An 18,848-nucleotide genomic window follows, 5' to 3' on the forward strand; every position below is an offset into this window, starting at 1 on the left:
CTATAAAAGCTTTATTTTAAAGGAAAAATATGATAAGCCCTTTTAAGTCAAAAGAACTTATTGTTGATGCTTTAGCAGGAAGAAACCTAAGAAGTCAAATGATTAATTCTAACCTTGCAAATGTTGATACTCCTTTTTATAAAGCAAGAGATATAGAATTTGAAACTGCTTTAGTTAATAGAGCAAATGAAATTTTCAAAAAAAAAGATACTAAAGAGCTTGAATTAGCAAGCACAAATACAAATCATCAAAAACCTTGGAAATTTCCAGACCCTAATAAATCAACTATTTATTTAAGAGATGGGCATTTGGCAAGAAATGATGCAAATACAGTAGATCTTGATGTAGAAACTACTGAAATGAGCAAAAATACTATGATGATTTCTGCTTTAGATGGTGTTTTAAGAAGACAAAGTAATATTTTTTCAACCATCATAGAAACAAGCTCTAAATTAGGCTAGGAGAAAAATAATGGCTTATTTAAGTGATTTTGATATTAGTGGATATGGACTTAGTGCTCAACGCTTTAGAATGAATGTAATTAGCTCAAATATAGCTAATGCTAATACTACTAGAACAGCAGAAGGTGGTCCATATAGAAGAAGAGAAGTGATTTTTAAAGCAACTGATTTTAACGAATTGCTAAACAAGCAAATAGCTAAAGATAATAATTTTTTAGAATATGAAAATCCTTTAAACGATCCTGCTTCGCAAAAAGATGCAAAACCTGCTATAATGAGCGTAGTAGTTGATAAAGTTGTAAGAGATGATAAAGATTTTCGTATGAAATTTGACCCATCTCATCCAGATGCGAATGAACAAGGTTATGTTGCTTATCCAAATATAAATCCTGTTATTGAAATGGCCGATTTGATAGAAGCAACAAGAGCTTATCAAGCTAATGTAAGTGCCTTTACTAGCACCAAAACTATAGCACAAAGTGCGATAGATTTACTAAGAGGTTAATAAATGAACACTATTAATGGTATAAATCAATTTAACAATGTTAATAACAAAAACAATAATAACAACACAAACAACATAGGAGATGAGTTTTCGAGTTTATTAAAAAATTCCATCAACGATCTTAATAAAACTCAAGAAACTGCCGAAGCTGCTATGGTAGACATTGCAACAGGCGAAGTCAAAGACTTACATCAAGCTGCAATTGCGATTAGCAAAGCTGAATCAAGTATGAAATTTATGCTTGAAGTTAGAAATAAGGCTATAAACGCATATAAAGAAATTTCAAGAACCCAAATTTAATATATGCTTTCAAACACCATTAGAAATAGGGTTTCAAAAGTAGCTTTTGCTTTTTGTATGGCTCTGTTTTTTATGGCCTTATTTTTACTTTCTACTTTTTTTCTAACCTCAAAACGCCATATACCAAATACTCAAAAAGAACAATATTTTTCCGCTCTTAGAGGTAATATCATCACAAGCGATAATTTTACCGTAACTTCTAGTAGGCAAATTTATAGAGCTGAAATTGATCTAAGGAGCTTAAATCCCGATAAAAAGGATTTGTTTTTAACTCTTTTTCAAATTTATAGTGGCGCAAGTGATGAACAAATGCAAGATATAAAAAAAAGAATGCTTGCAAAGAAAAAAAGAAGTTATAATTTTATTTTACTCCAAGATATTAACTCAAAAGACGCAAGTTATTTAAAAGAACTAGCTAAAAAACTTTATACTCAAGGTTTTTTTAAATCCTTCACAAATAATAATGGCAGAGTGGAGACAAGAGGGCTTGATATTATAGAACACAAAGAAGATCGTGTATATATGCCAAAAGATTCACTTACTCCAATCATAGGCTACACAAGAACCTATATGGATGAGCAAAGTGAAATTTTTAAAAATGTCGGCATAAAAGGTTTGGAAAAATACTATAATGAATGTTTAAATCCTTTGCAAAATGCTAAAATTCAAGGTTTAAGAGATATAGGTGGTAATATCATCTTGAATTTGCATTCTTATGAACAACGCAAAATAGATGGTTGTAATTTATACTTAAATATTTCCTTAAAACTTCAAAAAGGTTTAGAAAAAGCTATCGATAAAAGAAATGAAGATCTAAAAGCCAATGAAATTATAGTTGCCATCATGGAAAGCAAAAGCGGAAAAATTCTAGCACTTGCTAGCTCAAGAAGATATGATCCGCAAAATCGCGGAAAAGATCTATCTGTGCTCAATGCAAGTGCCATAGAATATGGCTATGAAGCAGGATCTGTTATAAAACCTTTTATATTTACCACTGCATTAATGCTTGATAAAATCAAAGTTGATGAAATCATTGATACTCAAGGTGGACAATACAAACTTGGTCGTTTTACCATACGCGATGATCACAAAAAAAATAAAATGAACATGGAAGAAGTTATTACTTACTCTTCAAATGTCGGTATGATTAAAATTGCCCAAAGATTAAGTAATCTTGAAATCATCTCAGGACTTAGAATTTTTCGTTTTGGAGAAAAAAGCGGTATTGATCTTCCTTATGAGCAAAAAGGAGAAATACCAAATCCAAAAAGATTAAGAGAAGTTGAAAAATCTGTATTAAGTTATGGTTATGGCTTGAAAACAACTTTTATACAACTTTTAGCTGCTTATAATGTATTTAACAATGATGGAATTTACATCACCCCACAAATTGCAAATAAAATTTATCAAGATGGGCGTTTAATAAAACTTGATGATGAAGTTAAGAAAGAAAAAATTCTTTCAAGCAAAGCTGCCAAAGAAATGCAACAAATTTTAATCAATGTTATAGAAAAAGGAACCGGTAAAAAAGCACGAACTCAAGGTATCATTATAGGTGGAAAAACGGGTACAGCTAGGATTGCTGAAAGAAAAGGCTATACTTCAAATCGCTATAATGCCTCGTTTTTTGGCTTTGCAAATGATGAGAAAAATACCTATACCATTGGAGTTTTAGTAAGACATCCTACCAAAGCTTATAGTTATTATGCCGCACAAAGTGCTTTACCTATGTTTAAAGATACAGTAAATCTTATGATAAAAGAAAGTTATTTAAAGCCTATAGAAAACAAAACGATAAAAAACTAATCCAAACTAACTTTAAAATTTAGAGTTTTATTTGACTCTAAACTAAACAATTTAAAATAAACTCTATAAACTCATTACTATCATTAGGGCAAGCAATAAGTTCATAATCACTTTTTGCTAAGTGTCTATACTCAACTCCAAGTTCAAAAATAGTTTCAGAGCAATCTATACAAAAAGATATAGGATAAATCAAAGCTTTTTGATTTAAATTTGCTAAAATATTACTTGTATTTGGTTCAAGCCATTTAACTGGACCTAGTTTTGATTGATAGGATAAAATGATTTGATCAAATTTATTTTTAAGTTTTCCTTTTAAAATATCCACGTGCTCTTGCACATGTTTTTCATATAAATCACCTTTTTTAATCACCGAAAGCGGTAAAGAATGGGCAGAAAAAATCAAAGTTTTATAATCACATTCTTTCTTTTTTTCTAAAATATGCTTTATAATCATTTCATTATAAAGCTCATCTTTATAAAAAACATCAATGATTTTTACATTAGCTTGATTTTGGATATTTCTTAGCTCATTTTGCACCACTTCTAAAGAACTAGTTACAGTGGTTTTAGAATGATGAGGATATAAAGGAAATAAAATGATTTCATCATTTTTTTGAAAATCATATTTTGAAAAAACATCATTTGCAAAGGGTGGCACATAAAGACTAATAAAATCAAAGCTATATTCACTAGTTTTAGAATTTAATCTATCACATAAACTTTGCGTGATTTGAGTAAGCGGGGATTTTCCACCCATTTTTTCATAGTTTTGCTTCATAGCTTTTAGTCTTGATTTTCTTATCATAAAGGCTACAAATTTTCTTAAAAAAACATTTTTTATCCCTAAAATATAAGGATCATTAAACATATTTTTTAAAAAAACTTCACATTCATCAAGCTTATTAACCCCACCCATATTTAAAAAAAATACATATTTCACTATCAAACACCTTCTAAAATTTCTTGCACTCTCAAAGCATCTTTAATACTAGCTAAATTTTTATAAATTCCATTTTGCAAAAGCTCAAAAAAGGCTTCATGCTCAGCATATAAAGGAGAATTTTCATATAAATTTGGAATTTTTTGCATATTGATGAAAAGTTCAAAATTTTTAAGATCAAGCTCATAAGTATATTTTTTACCTAAAAGTGTGATTTTTCTTATAATGCATTGTCCATTCCAGCTATCATGAATGCTTGCTAAAATATTTTCTAATTTTAAGCTTATCATTACCTCATCTTCGAATTTATTATGATGAAAACTTTTATAAATATTTGCTTTTAAAATTTGCTCTTGACTTAAAAATCTAACTAAGTCAATATCATGCACACCAAGATCACTTAAAACACCTACATCGTTTATTCTTTGTGGATAAGGAGAAATTCTTTGTATGTTAATACTTATAATCTCATCTTCTAAAAGTTTTTCTTTTAAAGTTAAAATAGCCGGATTAAATCTCTCGCAAAAACCCACCCCTACTCTAACTTTATTTTCTCTAGCTTTTTGCTCTAAGATTAAAATTTCATCAACATTTAACGCCAAAGGTTTTTCTATCAAAACTTTTTTTATTTTAGGAAAAACTTTTAAAGCTATATCTAAATGCGTATGAGTAGGCGTAGCAATGATAACACCATCAAGATTTTGCGCCAAAAAATCATCAAAATTTTTATGAAAAAAGTGTTTAAATTCATCTTTACAAAAAGGGTCATAAAGATGAATTTCTTTTACTTTTAAATTACGCTCAAGTTCTCTTAAATGGTTTTTACCCATTTTACCAAGGCCTATAAGCCCTATTTTCATTTAAAAGCCTCTATCACTCTAGCTTGGTGCTCTTCTTTTAAAAATGCACTCATAGGTAAAGATAAAATTTCATCACTTAAAAGTTCTGTATTTGGTAAATCTCCCTTTTTATAAGCAAGATAATCAAAAGCTTCTTGTAAATGAAGCCCTAAAGGATAATGCACCGCAGTAGGTATACCTTGCTCTTGTAATTTTTGCATGAAATTTTCTCTATTTTTTACACGCACGCTATATTGAGCCTGGGCACTCATAAAACCATCTTTCCTTGGCGGTAAAATACAATTTTTTAAATTTTCATCATAAATTTTTGCTATTGCTTCTCTTTTTTTAATCTCTTCATCTAAGTATTTTAATTTCACATTTAAAATAGCTGCTTGGATGGTATCAAGCCTTCCATTAATACCGATGTATTTATGCTTATATCTTTGCACTTGTCCATGATTTAAATAAATTTTTATTTTTTGCGCTAATTCATTATCTTGGGTAAAAATCGCCCCGCCATCTCCATAAGCACCTAAAGGCTTAGATGGAAAAAAGCTTGTGCAAGATATATCAGCTATAGCACATGATTTTATGCCTTTTTGACTAGCTCCAAAACTTTGCGCGCTATCTTCTATCAAAGCAATATTTTGACTTTTACAAAGATCTTTTAGAGTAAACATATCAGGCATAAGCCCAAAAATACTCACAGCAATTACAGCTTTAGTTTTAGGTGTGATAGCACTTTGAACTTTTTCTAAACTAAGATTATAATCTTTAAAATCAATATCTACAAAAACAGGTTTAGCACCGATTAGAGCAACCATTTCAGCTGTAGCTATAAAGGTAAAACTTGGCACTATTACCTCATCATCTCTACCCACGCCCAAAGCCATCAAGGCTAAAAATAACGCACTTGTGCCACTTGAACAACCTATTGCGTGTTTAATACCTACATATTTAGCTAAATTATTTTCAAATTCTTCTAATTTTGTACCACCTATAAAAGAAGTGCTTTGTAAAACTTCACTAATAGCCTCATCGATTTCATTTTTATAAGCATTATATTGAGCATTTAAGTCTATAAAAGGAATTTTCATTGTATTACCTTAGTAAATTTAAAATCATGATTATAAGATAGTTTTACTTAATTTAAAGTATTTTTGGTATTATTTTAAGTAAAAAACTAGCTAGGAAAATCTATGGATATAAGAAAAGAATATTTAGAATTTTTTAAATCAAAAGGACACGAAATCACTCCTTCAAGCCCTTTGGTGCCTGATGATACAACTTTACTTTTTACTAATGCAGGTATGGTACCTTTTAAAAGCATATTTACCGGAGAAGTACCACGCCCTAATCCTCCGCGTAAAACAAGCTGTCAAACTTGTATAAGAGCCGGTGGAAAACATAATGACTTAGACAATGTAGGCTATACGGCAAGACATCATACTTTCTTTGAAATGCTTGGGAATTTTAGTTTTGGAGATTATTTTAAAGAACAAGCCATTGCTTATGCTTGGGAATTCGTAACTGAAGTTTTAAAATTACCTAAAGAAAAATTATATGTAACCGTTCATGAAAGTGATGATGAAGCATATGAGCTTTGGCAAAAGCATATAGAAAAAGAAAGAATTTATAAATTTGGCGATAAAGATAATTTCTGGCAAATGGGCGATACTGGACCATGCGGGCCTTGTAGTGAAATTTTTTATGATCAAGGCGCTGAGCATTTTAATTCTAGTGAAGATTATATGGGTGGAGATGGAGATAGGTTCTTAGAAATTTGGAACCTAGTTTTTATGCAGTATGAAAGAAGTGCAGATGGAACGCTTACTCCATTACCAAAACCAAGTATTGATACAGGCATGGGGCTTGAAAGAGTTAGTGCTATAAAAGAAGGAAAATTTAGTAATTTTGATAGTTCTTTGTTTATGCCTATTATTGAGAGTATTGCAAAACTTTGCGGTAAAACTTATACTTATGAAAGTGGGGCTAGCTATAGAGTAATTGCTGATCATATTAGATCAAGTGTATTTTTACTTGCTCAAGGAGTTGGGTTTGATAAAGAAGGCAGGGGCTATGTTTTAAGAAGAATTATGCGTCGTGCCTTAAGACATGGATATTTGTTAGGTCTTAAAAGAGCTTTTATGTATGAGCTTGTAGATGTAGTTTGTGAGTTAATGGGTGGGCATTATACTTACTTAAATGAAAAAAAAGAATTTATTAAAGAACAAATCAAACTAGAAGAAGAAAGATTTTTAAGCACTATTGAAAATGGTATAGAAATTTTTAACGAAGAACTTAAAAAAACTAAAGATATTTTTAGTGGTAAAGTAGCTTTTAAACTTTATGATACTTATGGTTTTCCGCTTGATTTAACCCAAGATATGCTAAGAGAAAAAAATCTTAGTATAGATGAGGCTAAATTTAATGAGCTTATGCAAGAACAAAAAGATAGAGCTAAGGCTTCTTGGAAAGGAAGTGGGGATAAAGCAATTAGCGGGGACTTTAAAGTTTTATTAGAAAAATTTGGTAAAAATACTTTTAGTGGTTATGAAAATTATGAAGAAAAAACTAAAATCATAGCTATTTTAGATGAAAATTTTAAAATCACAACCGAAGCTAAGGCAGGAGATATAGTATGGTTAATGCTTGAAAAAACTCCATTTTACGCAACAAGCGGAGGACAAAGTGCTGATATAGGCTTTATCAATGAAAATGAGGTTTTAGATACACAAAAATTCTTTGATATTAATCTTAGTCAAGTGAAATTAAAACAAGATCTTAAAACAAATGATGAAGTGTTAGCTTGCATAGATACTAAAAAAAGAGAACAAATCGCAAGACATCATAGTGCGACACATTTACTGCACCATGCTTTAAGAGAAATTCTTGGCTCACACATTAGCCAAGCAGGCTCTTTGGTAGAACATAATAAATTAAGATTTGATTTTACTCATCCAAAAGCTCTAAATAAAGAAGAATTAAAGCAAATAGAAGCTTTGGTAAATACCTACATCATGCAAGCAAATGAAGCTAAAATTGAAATTTTAGCTTTAGATGAAGCTAAAAAAAGTGGTGCTATAGCTTTATTTAGTGAAAAATATCAAGAAAAAGTAAGAGTTTTAACCCTAGGAGCTAGTAAAGAACTTTGTGGCGGTACCCATGTGAAAAATAGCTCTGAAATAGGAAGTTTTTACATCATCAAAGAAAGTGGTGTTAGTGCTGGGGTTAGAAGGATAGAAGCAGTGGTAAGCAAAGCTGCACTTGATTATGTTAGTGAAAATTTAAAAGAACTAAACCAAGCCAAAGAAGAGTTAAAAACTCATGATATTTTAAGCTATGTGGCAAAATTAAAAAATGAAATAGCTAGTTTAAAAAATGAACTAAAAAATTCAAACAAAGCAGAATTAAACTCTAAAGAACTAAATGGCATTCAATATTGTGTGCAAAAAATAGATAGTGGCGATATAAAAACCATGATAGATGAGTTTAAAAACAAATTTAACAAAGCTGTGATTTTACTTTTACAAGAAAAAGAAGGCAAAATCATCATCGCAGCAGGTGTTAAAGACGCTTCATTAAAAGCTGGTGTTTTAGTAAAAGAAGTTGCTCAAATACTTGGTGGAAACGGTGGCGGTAGAGATGATTTTGCAACAGCTGGTGGTAAAGATACAAATAAAATAGAACAAGCACTTGATCATGCTAGAAAAATCATAGAAGAAAGTCTTGCTTAATGCTTTATCTAGCTTCAAGTTCGCCTTCACGCGTTGCTTTGCTAAAAGAAGCAAATATCGCTTTTGAGCAAATTATTATCGATTACGATGAGAGCTTGGTAAAAAAAGATAGTCCAAGCTCTTATGTGCAAAAAATTGTTTTAGAAAAAGAAAGGCAGTTTTGTACAAAATATCCTGACTTAAAAAATGTTTTATTTGCTGATAGTATAGTTTGTGCTCAAAATATCATTCTAACTAAAGCTAAAAGTGATAACGAGGCTTTTAATATGCTCAATTTGCAAAGTGGTAAAAGCATTAGCGTTTTAAGTGCAATGATTTTAGTTTTAGAAGATAAAAAGATTTTTAATCTTAGCAAGTGTGATTTGATTTTGGATAAATTTGATTTAAAAGACATGCAAGAATACGTTGAATCAAAACTTTATCAAGGCAAAGCCGGAGCTGTGATGTGCGAGGGGTTTCATAAAAAATACATTAAAAAAATCATAGGCCATCAAAGTACAGCACTAGGACTTAACATAGAACTTTTGAAAGCATTTTTATGATAAAAATTTTAAAAATATTTCTTTCTTTTTGTATAGTGTGTGCGGTTGGAGTTTTTATATTTATTGCATATTTACTTTCTGATTCTGATTTAAATCAATACACTTTTAAAGATTATAAACCACCTCTTACAACACAAATTTTTGATAAAAATGGAAAATTAGTTGCAAATGTTTTCGAGCAACACCGCTTTTATGCTCCTTATGAAGAACTTCCACCAAGACTTATAGAGGCTTTGGTAGCCATTGAAGATACTAGCTTTTTTGAACATGGTGGGGTTAATATAGATGCGATTTTTAGAGCAGCTATTAAAATCATAAGAAGCGGTGGAAAAACTATGGAAGGAGCTTCCACTCTTACACAACAATTCATAAAAAACACAGAATTAACCCCTGAACGTACATTAAATAGAAAGCTAAAAGAAGCTTTGCTTGCATATAAGATAGAAAGCACTTTAACTAAAGAGCAAATTTTAGAAAGATATTTAAATTTCATATTCTTTGGACATGGATATTATGGAGTAAAAACTGCTGCACTTGGGTATTTTAGAAAAAATTTAGATGAGCTTAGCTTAAAGGAAATTGCCATTTTAGTAGGTATGCCAAAGGCTCCAAGTACTTATGATCCTACTAGACATTTAGATCTTTCTTTAGCTAGAGCAAATAGCGTAGTACAAAGAATGTATAATCTTGGTTGGATTTCTAAAGAAGAGTATGAAAATGCCTTAAAAGAAATTCCAAAAGTATATGATGATACTTTAACACAAAATGCAGCTCCTTATGTGACTCAAGAAGTTTTAAAACAACTAAGCGGGATTAAAGACTTAAAAAGTGGTGGCTATAAAATAGAGCTTGCTATCGATCTTGATGTACAAAATATTGCAAGAGAGGCTTTAAAATTTGGCTATGATGAAATAGTTAAAAGAGATAAAGATGCAAATTTAAGCACACTTAATGGAGCTATGATAGTAGCAAATCATCAAAATGGAGATATTTTAGCCTTAGTAGGTGGGGTAAATTATGCAAAAAGTAATTTTAACCGTGCTACTCAAAGCCTAAGACAGCCTGGAAGTTCTTTTAAGCCTTTTTTATACCAAATTGCTATTGACATGGGCTATTCTCCTATGAGTAAGGTTGCTGATATTTCAAGAATTTTTGAAAGTACCAAAGAAGATGAGAAAGACTGGAAACCTAAAAATTACGGTGGAAAATTTCTAGGACTTATAAGCTTAAAAGAAGCACTAACTGGCTCAAGAAACCTAGCTACCATAAATTTAGCTCTTGCCCTAGGACTTGATGTAATCCATGATAAACTTCAATTTATGGGCTTTGAAAATATACCGGTTGATTTATCTATAGTTTTGGGTAGCTTTGGAATTTCTATTTATGATTATGCTAAACTTTATACAGTATTTGGAAACTACGGCGTGCAAAAAGATTTGATACTCATTAAAAGAGTAATCGATAAAAATGGCAAAATAGTAGTAGAGTTTAACTCTGGAGAAAGAAAAATCAGCGAACCCGAACAAGCCTTTTTAGTTAATGATATGATGCAAAATGTTGTTAAAAAAGGCACTGGACGCAACGCTAGGGTAGAAGGGATCGAAATAGCTGGAAAAACAGGTACTTCAAATAAAAGCATTGATGCGTGGTTTTGTGGTTTGACTCCTGAGATAGAAGCTATCATTTGGTATGGAAATGATGATAATAAACCTATGAAACAAATAGAAGGTGGTGCAAGGACTGCTGCTCCGGTTTTTAAAGAATTTTTAACAAAATACTTAGAACTTTATCCTGATAGCGCTAGAAAATTTATCATTCCAAAAGGGGTTTATCAAGGAATTTATGAAAAACAAAAAGAGTATTACACTAATACTTCTCCATTTCCAAAAAACAACCCCGCTTTATCTGAAAACAGTGAAATAATTTTTTAAAATATTTTTTATAAAATAATAAAAATTATCCTTTCATTTTCCTTTATATGTTTTAATATCATAAAATATATAAAGGATTTTTATGGATATCACAAACGAGCAATTGTACAATAAAAGACGTCACTTTTTAAAGTTAGGTGCTGGAGCTTTGGTTAGTTCAGCCTTAGTTCAATCTGAATTAATGGCATTAAATTTCTTTCCTGATCCTAATAATGAAAAATTAAAACTTAGCGATGAAAAAATTGCAACTAATTATGTTAATTTTTATGAATTTTCTACTGATAAAAAAAGAGCTGTTGAGCTTGCAAAAAATTTCAATACAAAGGGCTGGAAAATAGAAGTTAGTGGGGAAGTTGAAGAGCCTTTGACTTTGACTATGGAAGATTTATTAGCCTTTCCTTTAGAAGAGAGAATTTATAGATTTCGTTGTGTTGAAACTTGGTCTATGGTTGTGCCTTGGGTTGGTTTTGAATTACGCGCTTTGATAGAAAAATGCAAAGTTAAAAGTGAAGCTAAATTTATAAAATTTACTACTCTTTTTGATAAAAATCAATTTGCTGACCAAGCTTCATTTTTCCCAACTCTTGATTATCCTTATGTAGAGGGCTTAAGATTAGATGAAGCTATGCACCCACTAACACTTATGGCTGTAGGAATGTATAAAAAGCCTTTATTAGGACAAAATGGAGCACCAATTCGCCTTGTAGTTCCATGGAAATACGGCTTTAAAAGTATCAAATCTATTGTAAAAATAGAATTTACTAAAGAACAACCTAAAACCACATGGGAGCTAGCCAACCCTAGAGAATATGGATTTTATGCTAATGTTAATCCAAATGTCTCTCACCCAAGATGGTCTCAAGCAAATGAGCGTCCTTTGGGAGATTTTTTCACTAAACCTACACAGATGTTTAATGGCTATGAAAAAGAAGTAGCGCATTTGTATAAAGATATGGATTTAAAGGTTAATTTTTAATGAGCAAAAAAGTTTATAATATCAGTGGATTTTTAGCCTTTGCTTTAAGTATTATTTTTAGTATTTATCAAATCATGCAAGAATTTGATATTGTAAAATCTATATATTTTTATAGTGGTATATTTGGCTTAATCTTTTTTGGATTAAGCCTATTTTTTTCACTTTTAAAGTATAAACACACAAAAGACTACCCTAAATTTTTAGGTTTTTATACATTTTTTTGGGCTTTGATTCACTTTTTAAATTATTTTGCTTTTGGTAAAAATTTAGATTTAATACTTTTTTTCAAAGATACTTTTAGTAAAAATTTAGAATTTAGTGGTTTTGTAAGCTTTTTCATACTCACACTTATGTTTATAAGCTCATTTAAACTTTTTAAAAAATTAAGTAAAATAAGAAAACTTGGATATTTTTGCTTTTTACTAGCAACTTGGCATTATTTTTTATCTGCAAAAATACCACAATTTTCACATTTTTTTGCACTGAGTCTAGCTTTGATTTTTCTACTTATTAAACTATATAAAAATTACAAAAAGAGAAAAAGAGTAACTTTTTTGTAAAAATTTTTTTATTTATAAAATACTTTAAGAATAAAAATATAAATATACTCTTAAAATAAGACTTGATATATCTTATTTTAAGGAAAACTATGCAAAGAAGGGACTTTTTAAACGGAATGGCTTTAACTATACTTGCAGGAATGACTCCTTTGCAAGTATTATATGGTAAAGAGGCCAAAATCGAAGATTTCACTAAAGAATACTACCCACCAAAATGGCTTGGGTTAAGGGGTAGTAATAATGCAAGTTATGAATTTGCACATATGTTAAGAGATGGTGAAAAATTTGACTTTAGTGCTATCAAACCTAAACAAGAATATGATCTAGTTGTGGTTGGAGCTGGAATTAGTGGTTTAGCAGCAGCTTGCTTTTATCAAAATAAATTTGGAAAAAATAAAAAAATTCTTATCCTTGATAATCATGATGATTTTGGTGGACACGCTAGAAGAAATGAGATAGACTTAGAAGATGGCACTATTTTAAGTTATGGTGGTAGTGAAACATTTCAATCACCAAAGGCATTATATTCTAAAGAAGTAGTAGATTTATTATCATCTTTGGGTGTGGATATTGATGAGCTTGCCAAACGTTTTGATGTAAATTTTTATCCTGATTTAGATCTTAGCAGAGGTGTGTATTTTTCTAAGGCTGAATTTGGAGTAGATAAAGTCGTAAGTGGCAACCCTAGAAAAGTAATTTGTGATGATATTCCTGAGGGAAGACATAATGGTAGAAGCATTGAAGCTTTTATAGGTGATTTTCCTCTTAATGAAAAAGATAAAAAAGATTTAATTGCTTTATTTAAAAGCGAAAAAGACTATTTAAAAGGCATGGATAAAAAGCAAAGAGATGAATATGTAGCAAAAACAAGCTATAAAAAATTCTTAGAAGAAAAAGTTAAACTTTCACCACAAGCTATAAAATTCTTTGAAGGTATGACAGATGATTTTTTAGCTTTAGGCATTGATGCTGTTTCTTGTGAAGATGCTAGAGTTTCTTTCTTACCTGGTTTTGACAAGCTTGGTCTTGATCCAATCGAAGGAGAAGCATTAGCTGAAATGGAAGAACCATATATCCATCACTGTGCTGATGGCAATGCTACTGTTGCTAGATTAATGGTTAGAAGATTAATTCCTGATGTGTCTAAAAAAGGTAAAGATATGGATGAGATTACCTTGGCTCATTTTGATTATTCTAAACTTGATCTTGCTAAAAACAAAGTACGTTTAAGATTAAACAGCACTGTTATAAATGTAGAAAATACAAAAGATGGAGCTTTAGTAACTTACATTAATAAAGGCAAAAATTACAGAGTAAAAGCTAAAAAAGTTGTAATGGCAAATTATAATAGTATGATTCCATATATAGTACCAAGCATGCCACAAGATCAAAAAGATGCTTTGAGTAAAAACGTAAAAACATCACTTTTGCACACTAAAGTTATCATAAGCAACTGGGAACCATTTATAAAACTTGGGGTTCATGAAATTTATTCACCAAAAATGCCTTATGCTAGAACTAAACTTGATTATCCTGTGAATATGGGAGGATATCACCACCCAAGAGATCCTAAAAAACCTATTTGCGTTCATATGGTATGCTCACCTTTAGTATTTGCTTCTATGCAAGGAATCGACCTTGAAGGAATGGATGCAAGAGATAGAGCTAGAGTGGGTAGAAATTTATTATTCACTATGAGTTTTGAAGAACATGAAAAAATCGTTCGCGATCAACTTCAAGGTATGTTAGGTTCAGCTGGATTTGACCATGAAAGAGACATTAAAGCTATAGTTGTAAATCGTTGGGGACACTGTTATTCATATACAGAAAACAGTCTGTTTGATGATAGCGAAGAAGCACAAAAAACTATAGAGCTTGCAAGAAAACCTTTTGGTAATATCGTTATAGCAAATTCAGATGCTGATTGGGATGCTTATATGCACGCAGCAATTGATCAAGCATATCGCGCTGTTAATGAACTATAAAATCAAACTCCTTTTTAGGAGTTTGAAGAATCAATCATCGTTTTTGACGCTAATATAAATTAAAGCTAAAAGCATATAAGTTACTAATCTAGTAGCATCAGGCAAGCCATTCCAAGTTTTACTCATCCACATACCAAACCATTCTGCAGCCACTACTTGAAAGCCAAAAAACCAAAGCAAACAACAACAAGTTAAAGCAATAATTCCAAATTTTTTAGCTTCATGAAAAGTTTTTGCATCTGAATTTCTTGCATTAAACATATCCAAAGCACCTTTTAAAGCAGTTAGCATAATAAAAGCTTCAAAACAGATAATAAAAATATAAGCAACATGATGAATAGTAGGATTTGTAATGGCTCTATAAACAATAGCATTACCTAAATAATCAGGTTTAGTATCCATACTCATAACATGCTTTACAAACTGAAAATTTGAATTATAATCAGTTATATTACCAAAAACAACAATAGCCGCTAAAGAGGCAACTGTAAGCAAGATAACCATTTTAGAATATCTTACTATGCTCGTCATAGAAAAACCACAATTGCAATTCATTCTAGCACTCCTTTTTGTTAAATTTATATTAATATATTATAGAAAATATTAAATAAAACTGAAATATCTAACGCAATCTTAAAGAATTTAGTACAACTGTTACCGAACTAAAACACATTGCTAATGCTGCCAAATGCGGACTAAGACTTACAAATGGCACAAAACCTGCTGCAATAGGAATGCACAAAGCATTGTAAATAAAAGCCCAAAAAAGATTAAGTTTGATGATATTTTTGGTTTTTTGAGAAAGCTCAAAACAATAAGTTATTAATGATAAATCATCTTTTATCAAAATCAAATCTCCGCTTTTTTTAGCAAGCTCACTTGCTTTGGAAAAACTTATACTTGCGCTAGCTAAATTTAAAGCAGGAGCATCATTAATACCATCTCCTATAAAAAGAACTTTTTCTTTTTTAATTTTTTCTTTTATAAAATCAAGCTTTTGCTCAGGTTTTAAGTCAGAATAATATTCATCAATATTAAGCTCATTTGCCGTTTTAGTAACACTTTTTTTATTATCACCACTTAAAATAATGCTTTTTATATCCTTTTGTTTTAAATTTGCTATCAAATTTTTTGCTTCGTTTTTAAGTTCATTTTTCAAGCAAACTCCACCAAGACAAATTTTATTTTTTGCAAAATACAAACATATAGGCGCTTGATCTTCAAATTCTTGCAAAAATTGTTTGCTTTTTTGTATATCAACACCATTTTCAAGCATTAATTTCTCATTGCCTATTAAATATTTATCTTCATTTTCCTCATAAAGCAAACCACTGCCCACTAAAACACTTAATTTTCCTTGTAAATTTAAATTTACATTCAATTCTTTAGCAAAAGCTTTTGCGATTGGGTGTGAACTTAAATTTTCAATTTGGGTGAGTTTTTGAAAATCTTCTTGAGTAAGATCATGCTTATAAATACTTAAATCATCTTGGCTTAAAGTACCTGTTTTATCAAAAATAGCAAGCTTTATACTGGATAAATTCTCTAATACCGCTGGATTTTTCACTAAGATAAAATTTCTTGCTCCATTTGCCAAAGCACTAACTATGGCTATAGGAGTTGCTAAACCCAAAGCACAAGGACAAGAGATTAAAAGCGTAGCACAAGCATGTAAAAATGCCGCGTTGATTCCTTCTTTAAAATACCAAAAAACAAACACAAAAAGCGATAAAACAATAATACAAGCTACAAAATAAGCTGAAATCTTATTAGCTAAGTTTGCTAAAGGTGTTTTAACATTGCCTGCTTTAAAAACAAGATCTTTGATTTGCTCTAATGAACTTTCAATCGCCTTTTTACTAGCTTTAATCTTTAAGCTTCCATTAATCAACACACTTCCTGCTAAAATCTCATCATCTTGCTTTTTCAAAAGTGGTAAAAACTCTCCTGTTAAAAAACTCACATCAACCTCAGCTTCACCTGCTATAATCACCCCATCAGCAACAACGCTTTCACCATCTTTTACTAAAATCACATCATTTTCTTTTACAAAAGCACTAGGTATGCTTTTTATACTCCCATCTTCTAAAAGAATATTAGCTTTTTTTATATCTATGTTTTTTAATTTGTTTTGATATTCTAAGGATTTAAATTTAGCCTTTTCTTCTAAGTATTTACCTAATAAAACAAAGCTTATAATCATCGCACCGCCACTAAAATACAAATAACCATCTTTGCTAAATACCTCAAAATACACAAAAAAAGAATATACAAAAGAAGTAAAAGCGCCTAAGGATATCAAGGTATTCATGTCTAAATTTTTATGTCTTAATCCTTTAAGGGCGTGGACAAAAAAACCTTTTCCACAATAAAAAATCACTATCATAGATAAAAGCATTTGAATTAAAGCAGAAACATTTCCTTGAACAAACATTTCAAAATACATCACAATAGAGCTTAAAATTATACTCATGATAAGCTTTGTTTTCATATTTTTAAGCTCTTTAAGTTTAAACTCGTATAAATTTTGCTCTTCTTGCAATATCTCAAAACCCAAAGCTTTGATTTTTTCTTTGATCTTTGCTTCCAAAGATAAATCTTTGAGCAAAAACACTCCACTAGAATTGACATAAGAAACACTTACATCTTCTACTCCATCAATTTTTGCACAAACTTTTTCTATAGCATTAGAGCAATTAACACAAGTCATATTGCCTATTTTTAATTTTAACTCATGCTTCATCTATCTCAAAACCTAAATCTTGCAATTGTTTTTTGAACTCTTCAACTTGCTCTGCTTTTAAATCAATCTCTATGCTTTTTGTTTCAACATTTATTTGCATGGTACCAAATTCATCTTCTAATGAAGCCTTAATTAAATTGACACAACTTTGACAATTAATATTTTTAGTTTTTATAATCATTTATTCTCCTTTTTCTCTGTATTCATATTTATGAGAGTGAAAAATTTTATTTTTTATAAATTTAAAACCCATTTTTTCATAAAGAATTTTTGCATTTATATTTTCATCTTCTACGATTAATGAAAGCTTTTTACCATTTTTCAAAGCTCCATTGAAGGCATATTCAATCAGTTTTTTAGCAATGCCTTTTCCTCTTGCCTTTTCATCCACGCAAATACTATCTAAATAAAACTCATTTTCACATTCTTTTAAAACTTTTTCATTGATTCCTAAAAATTCTAAATGCTCATTTAAAGGCTTATCTAACTCATCTGCCAAAGCCCCATCATAAAAACAAATCGCGCCTAAAATTTCCCTATCTTCTTCATAAACATATATATTTTCATAGCTTAAACGATTATTTTCTTGAGTGAAGAAATTTTCTAAAACCTCTATGGCTTTTTGATGATCATTATAGCCACTAAGTTTATATATAAAATGATCCATTGCCAAAGCAAGCAATTGTATGCATTTTTTAACATCATCTTTCCTAGCTTTTCTGATCACTCTTTTACTCCTTTAAAATCAAATTTAGACTTCTTAGTTTATACTTTTAACTTTAAAACAATATAAGAAAGAGAGAATTTATGGGAAGAGCGTTTGAATATCGCAGAGCCTCTAAAGAAGCAAGATGGGATAAAATGAGCAAACTTTTTCCAAAACTTGCAAAGGCTATACAAGTAGCAGCAAAAGAAGGCGGAGCTGATCCTGATATGAATCCAAAGCTTCGTAGTGCCATAGCTACTGCAAAAGCTAATAATATGCCAAAAGACAATATCGATGCAGCTATTAAAAGAGCAAGTGGAAAAGATAGTGCTGATATTAAAAATATCCACTATGAAGGAAAAGCAGCACATGGAGCTTTAATCATCGTTGAGTGTATGAGTGATAATCCTACACGCACAGTAGCAAATGTAAAAGCTATTTTTAGCAAAAATGGCGGAGAAATTTTACAAAACGGCTCTTTAACTTTTATGTTTTCACACAAAGCTGTTTTTCATCTTGAAAAATATGATGGAGATTTAGAAGAACTTGAGCTTGAACTCATTGATGCAGGACTTGAAGAACTTGAGCAAAATGAAGAGGAATTACTAGTCATAGGTGATTACACTGCTTTTGGTGAGCTTAGTAATGCTATAGAAAAAAAAGGTTTAGTGCTTAAAAAAGCAGGACTTGAATACCTTGCTAACAATCCTGTAAGTTTTAGTGAAGAACAACTTCTTGATATTGAAAAATTGCTTGATAAATTAGAAGATGATGATGATGTGCAAGCAGTTTATACCAACATAGAATAGGAGCA

General features: G+C 30.5%; 18 protein-coding genes. 11 read left to right on the top strand and 7 right to left on the bottom strand.

Translation table 11 applies throughout. From position 1 onward, the window contains the following. Window positions 1-29 precede the first annotated feature (29 nt). From flgB to L8W68_RS01205, 4 genes are read left to right on the top strand one after another with little or no spacing between them, the layout of a single operon-like run. The gene (flgB, locus tag L8W68_RS01190; protein WP_133318692.1) at window positions 30-461 is read left to right on the top strand and encodes a flagellar basal body rod protein FlgB; all 432 of its coding nucleotides are present in this window, start codon (window positions 30-32) and stop codon (window positions 459-461) included. Between the two features lie 10 nt (window positions 462-471). Then, the gene (flgC, locus tag L8W68_RS01195; protein ID WP_133318691.1) at window positions 472-966 is read left to right on the top strand and encodes a flagellar basal body rod protein FlgC; all 495 of its coding nucleotides are present in this window, start codon (window positions 472-474) and stop codon (window positions 964-966) included. A 3-nt stretch (window positions 967-969) separates the two neighbouring features. Then, the gene (fliE, locus tag L8W68_RS01200) at window positions 970-1,266 is read left to right on the top strand and encodes a flagellar hook-basal body complex protein FliE (RefSeq protein WP_263660140.1); all 297 of its coding nucleotides are present in this window, start codon (window positions 970-972) and stop codon (window positions 1,264-1,266) included. A gap of 3 nt (window positions 1,267-1,269) precedes the next feature. Continuing rightward, a complete protein-coding gene (locus L8W68_RS01205; protein WP_263674698.1) occupies window positions 1,270-3,072 on the top strand; it encodes a peptidoglycan D,D-transpeptidase FtsI family protein in 1,803 nt (600 codons plus the stop codon). A gap of 37 nt (window positions 3,073-3,109) precedes the next feature. Here the strand turns inward: L8W68_RS01205 and hemH are convergent, their stop codons facing one another. The 3 genes from hemH to L8W68_RS01220 are packed head-to-tail and all read right to left on the bottom strand — an operon-like array spanning window position 3,110 to window position 5,945. Next, window positions 3,110-4,012 (bottom strand): ferrochelatase, encoded by a 903-nt coding sequence (hemH, locus tag L8W68_RS01210; RefSeq protein WP_263674699.1) that lies wholly within the window; start codon window positions 4,010-4,012, stop codon window positions 3,110-3,112. A 2-nt stretch (window positions 4,013-4,014) separates the two neighbouring features. Further along, window positions 4,015-4,872 (bottom strand): Gfo/Idh/MocA family protein, encoded by an 858-nt coding sequence (locus tag L8W68_RS01215; RefSeq protein ID WP_263674700.1) that lies wholly within the window; start codon window positions 4,870-4,872, stop codon window positions 4,015-4,017. Beyond that, window positions 4,869-5,945: a DegT/DnrJ/EryC1/StrS family aminotransferase gene (locus L8W68_RS01220; RefSeq protein ID WP_263674735.1), complete on the bottom strand. Its 1,077-nt coding sequence runs from the start codon at window positions 5,943-5,945 to the stop codon at window positions 4,869-4,871. Before L8W68_RS01220 ends, L8W68_RS01215 begins: the two co-directional genes overlap by 4 nt. Window positions 5,946-6,053: 108 nt before the next feature. Between L8W68_RS01220 and alaS the strand changes: the two genes are divergently transcribed. The 6 genes from alaS to L8W68_RS01250 all read left to right on the top strand — a co-directional run bounded on the left by alaS (window position 6,054) and on the right by L8W68_RS01250 (window position 14,585). After that, window positions 6,054-8,591, top strand: coding sequence for an alanine--tRNA ligase (gene alaS / locus L8W68_RS01225; protein ID WP_263674701.1), 2,538 nt, complete (start codon window positions 6,054-6,056; stop codon window positions 8,589-8,591). Beyond that, window positions 8,591-9,133: a septum formation inhibitor Maf gene (gene maf / locus L8W68_RS01230; protein ID WP_263674703.1), complete on the top strand. Its 543-nt coding sequence runs from the start codon at window positions 8,591-8,593 to the stop codon at window positions 9,131-9,133. Before alaS ends, maf begins: the two co-directional genes overlap by 1 nt. Continuing rightward, window positions 9,133-11,064 (top strand): PBP1A family penicillin-binding protein, encoded by a 1,932-nt coding sequence (locus L8W68_RS01235; RefSeq protein ID WP_263674736.1) that lies wholly within the window; start codon window positions 9,133-9,135, stop codon window positions 11,062-11,064. The genes maf and L8W68_RS01235 overlap by 1 nt, the downstream gene beginning before the upstream one ends. A gap of 82 nt (window positions 11,065-11,146) precedes the next feature. Beyond that, complete coding sequence (gene msrP, locus L8W68_RS01240) at window positions 11,147-12,040, top strand: protein-methionine-sulfoxide reductase catalytic subunit MsrP (RefSeq protein ID WP_087689262.1); 894 nt, start codon at window positions 11,147-11,149, stop codon at window positions 12,038-12,040. Beyond that, complete coding sequence (locus L8W68_RS01245) at window positions 12,040-12,600, top strand: sulfite oxidase heme-binding subunit YedZ (protein ID WP_263674704.1); 561 nt, start codon at window positions 12,040-12,042, stop codon at window positions 12,598-12,600. Before msrP ends, L8W68_RS01245 begins: the two co-directional genes overlap by 1 nt. An 89-nt stretch (window positions 12,601-12,689) precedes the next feature. Continuing rightward, window positions 12,690-14,585, top strand: a complete 1,896-nt coding sequence (locus L8W68_RS01250; protein ID WP_263674705.1) for an NAD(P)/FAD-dependent oxidoreductase — start codon at window positions 12,690-12,692, stop codon at window positions 14,583-14,585. Between the two features lie 30 nt (window positions 14,586-14,615). Here the strand turns inward: L8W68_RS01250 and L8W68_RS01255 are convergent, their stop codons facing one another. The 4 genes from L8W68_RS01255 to L8W68_RS01270 all read right to left on the bottom strand — a co-directional run bounded on the left by L8W68_RS01255 (window position 14,616) and on the right by L8W68_RS01270 (window position 18,055). Continuing rightward, complete coding sequence (locus L8W68_RS01255) at window positions 14,616-15,140, bottom strand: DUF2165 family protein (RefSeq protein ID WP_263674706.1); 525 nt, start codon at window positions 15,138-15,140, stop codon at window positions 14,616-14,618. 67 nt (window positions 15,141-15,207) lie between these two features. Then, complete coding sequence (locus tag L8W68_RS01260) at window positions 15,208-17,328, bottom strand: heavy metal translocating P-type ATPase (protein ID WP_263674707.1); 2,121 nt, start codon at window positions 17,326-17,328, stop codon at window positions 15,208-15,210. Then, the gene (locus L8W68_RS01265; RefSeq protein ID WP_263663078.1) at window positions 17,318-17,509 is read right to left on the bottom strand and encodes a heavy-metal-associated domain-containing protein; all 192 of its coding nucleotides are present in this window, start codon (window positions 17,507-17,509) and stop codon (window positions 17,318-17,320) included. Before L8W68_RS01265 ends, L8W68_RS01260 begins: the two co-directional genes overlap by 11 nt. Beyond that, entirely contained in the window at window positions 17,510-18,055 is a 546-nt protein-coding gene (locus L8W68_RS01270; RefSeq protein WP_263674709.1) for a GNAT family N-acetyltransferase, read from the bottom strand. 80 nt (window positions 18,056-18,135) lie between these two features. Here L8W68_RS01270 and L8W68_RS01275 point away from each other — a divergent pair, with 80 nt between their 5' ends. Further along, complete coding sequence (locus L8W68_RS01275; RefSeq protein WP_263674710.1) at window positions 18,136-18,843, top strand: YebC/PmpR family DNA-binding transcriptional regulator; 708 nt, start codon at window positions 18,136-18,138, stop codon at window positions 18,841-18,843. Window positions 18,844-18,848 lie beyond the last annotated feature (5 nt).

It is taken from the genome of Campylobacter sp. FU_497 (assembly GCF_025772425.1).
Taxonomy (GTDB): domain Bacteria; phylum Campylobacterota; class Campylobacteria; order Campylobacterales; family Campylobacteraceae; genus Campylobacter_D; species Campylobacter_D lari_C.

Coding starts and splice junctions, on each gene's coding strand:
- flgB (WP_133318692.1), top strand. CDS start 30: ATGATAAGCCCTTTTAAGTCAAAAGAACTTATTGTTGATGCTTTAGCA.
- flgC (WP_133318691.1), top strand. CDS start 472: ATGGCTTATTTAAGTGATTTTGATATTAGTGGATATGGACTTAGTGCT.
- fliE (WP_263660140.1), top strand. CDS start 970: ATGAACACTATTAATGGTATAAATCAATTTAACAATGTTAATAACAAA.
- L8W68_RS01205 (WP_263674698.1), top strand. CDS start 1,270: ATGCTTTCAAACACCATTAGAAATAGGGTTTCAAAAGTAGCTTTTGCT.
- L8W68_RS01215 (WP_263674700.1), bottom strand. CDS start 4,872: ATGAAAATAGGGCTTATAGGCCTTGGTAAAATGGGTAAAAACCATTTA.
- alaS (WP_263674701.1), top strand. CDS start 6,054: ATGGATATAAGAAAAGAATATTTAGAATTTTTTAAATCAAAAGGACAC.
- maf (WP_263674703.1), top strand. CDS start 8,591: ATGCTTTATCTAGCTTCAAGTTCGCCTTCACGCGTTGCTTTGCTAAAA.
- msrP (WP_087689262.1), top strand. CDS start 11,147: ATGGATATCACAAACGAGCAATTGTACAATAAAAGACGTCACTTTTTA.
- L8W68_RS01245 (WP_263674704.1), top strand. CDS start 12,040: ATGAGCAAAAAAGTTTATAATATCAGTGGATTTTTAGCCTTTGCTTTA.
- L8W68_RS01250 (WP_263674705.1), top strand. CDS start 12,690: ATGCAAAGAAGGGACTTTTTAAACGGAATGGCTTTAACTATACTTGCA.
- L8W68_RS01255 (WP_263674706.1), bottom strand. CDS start 15,140: ATGAATTGCAATTGTGGTTTTTCTATGACGAGCATAGTAAGATATTCT.
- L8W68_RS01260 (WP_263674707.1), bottom strand. CDS start 17,328: ATGAAGCATGAGTTAAAATTAAAAATAGGCAATATGACTTGTGTTAAT.
- L8W68_RS01265 (WP_263663078.1), bottom strand. CDS start 17,509: ATGATTATAAAAACTAAAAATATTAATTGTCAAAGTTGTGTCAATTTA.
- L8W68_RS01275 (WP_263674710.1), top strand. CDS start 18,136: ATGGGAAGAGCGTTTGAATATCGCAGAGCCTCTAAAGAAGCAAGATGG.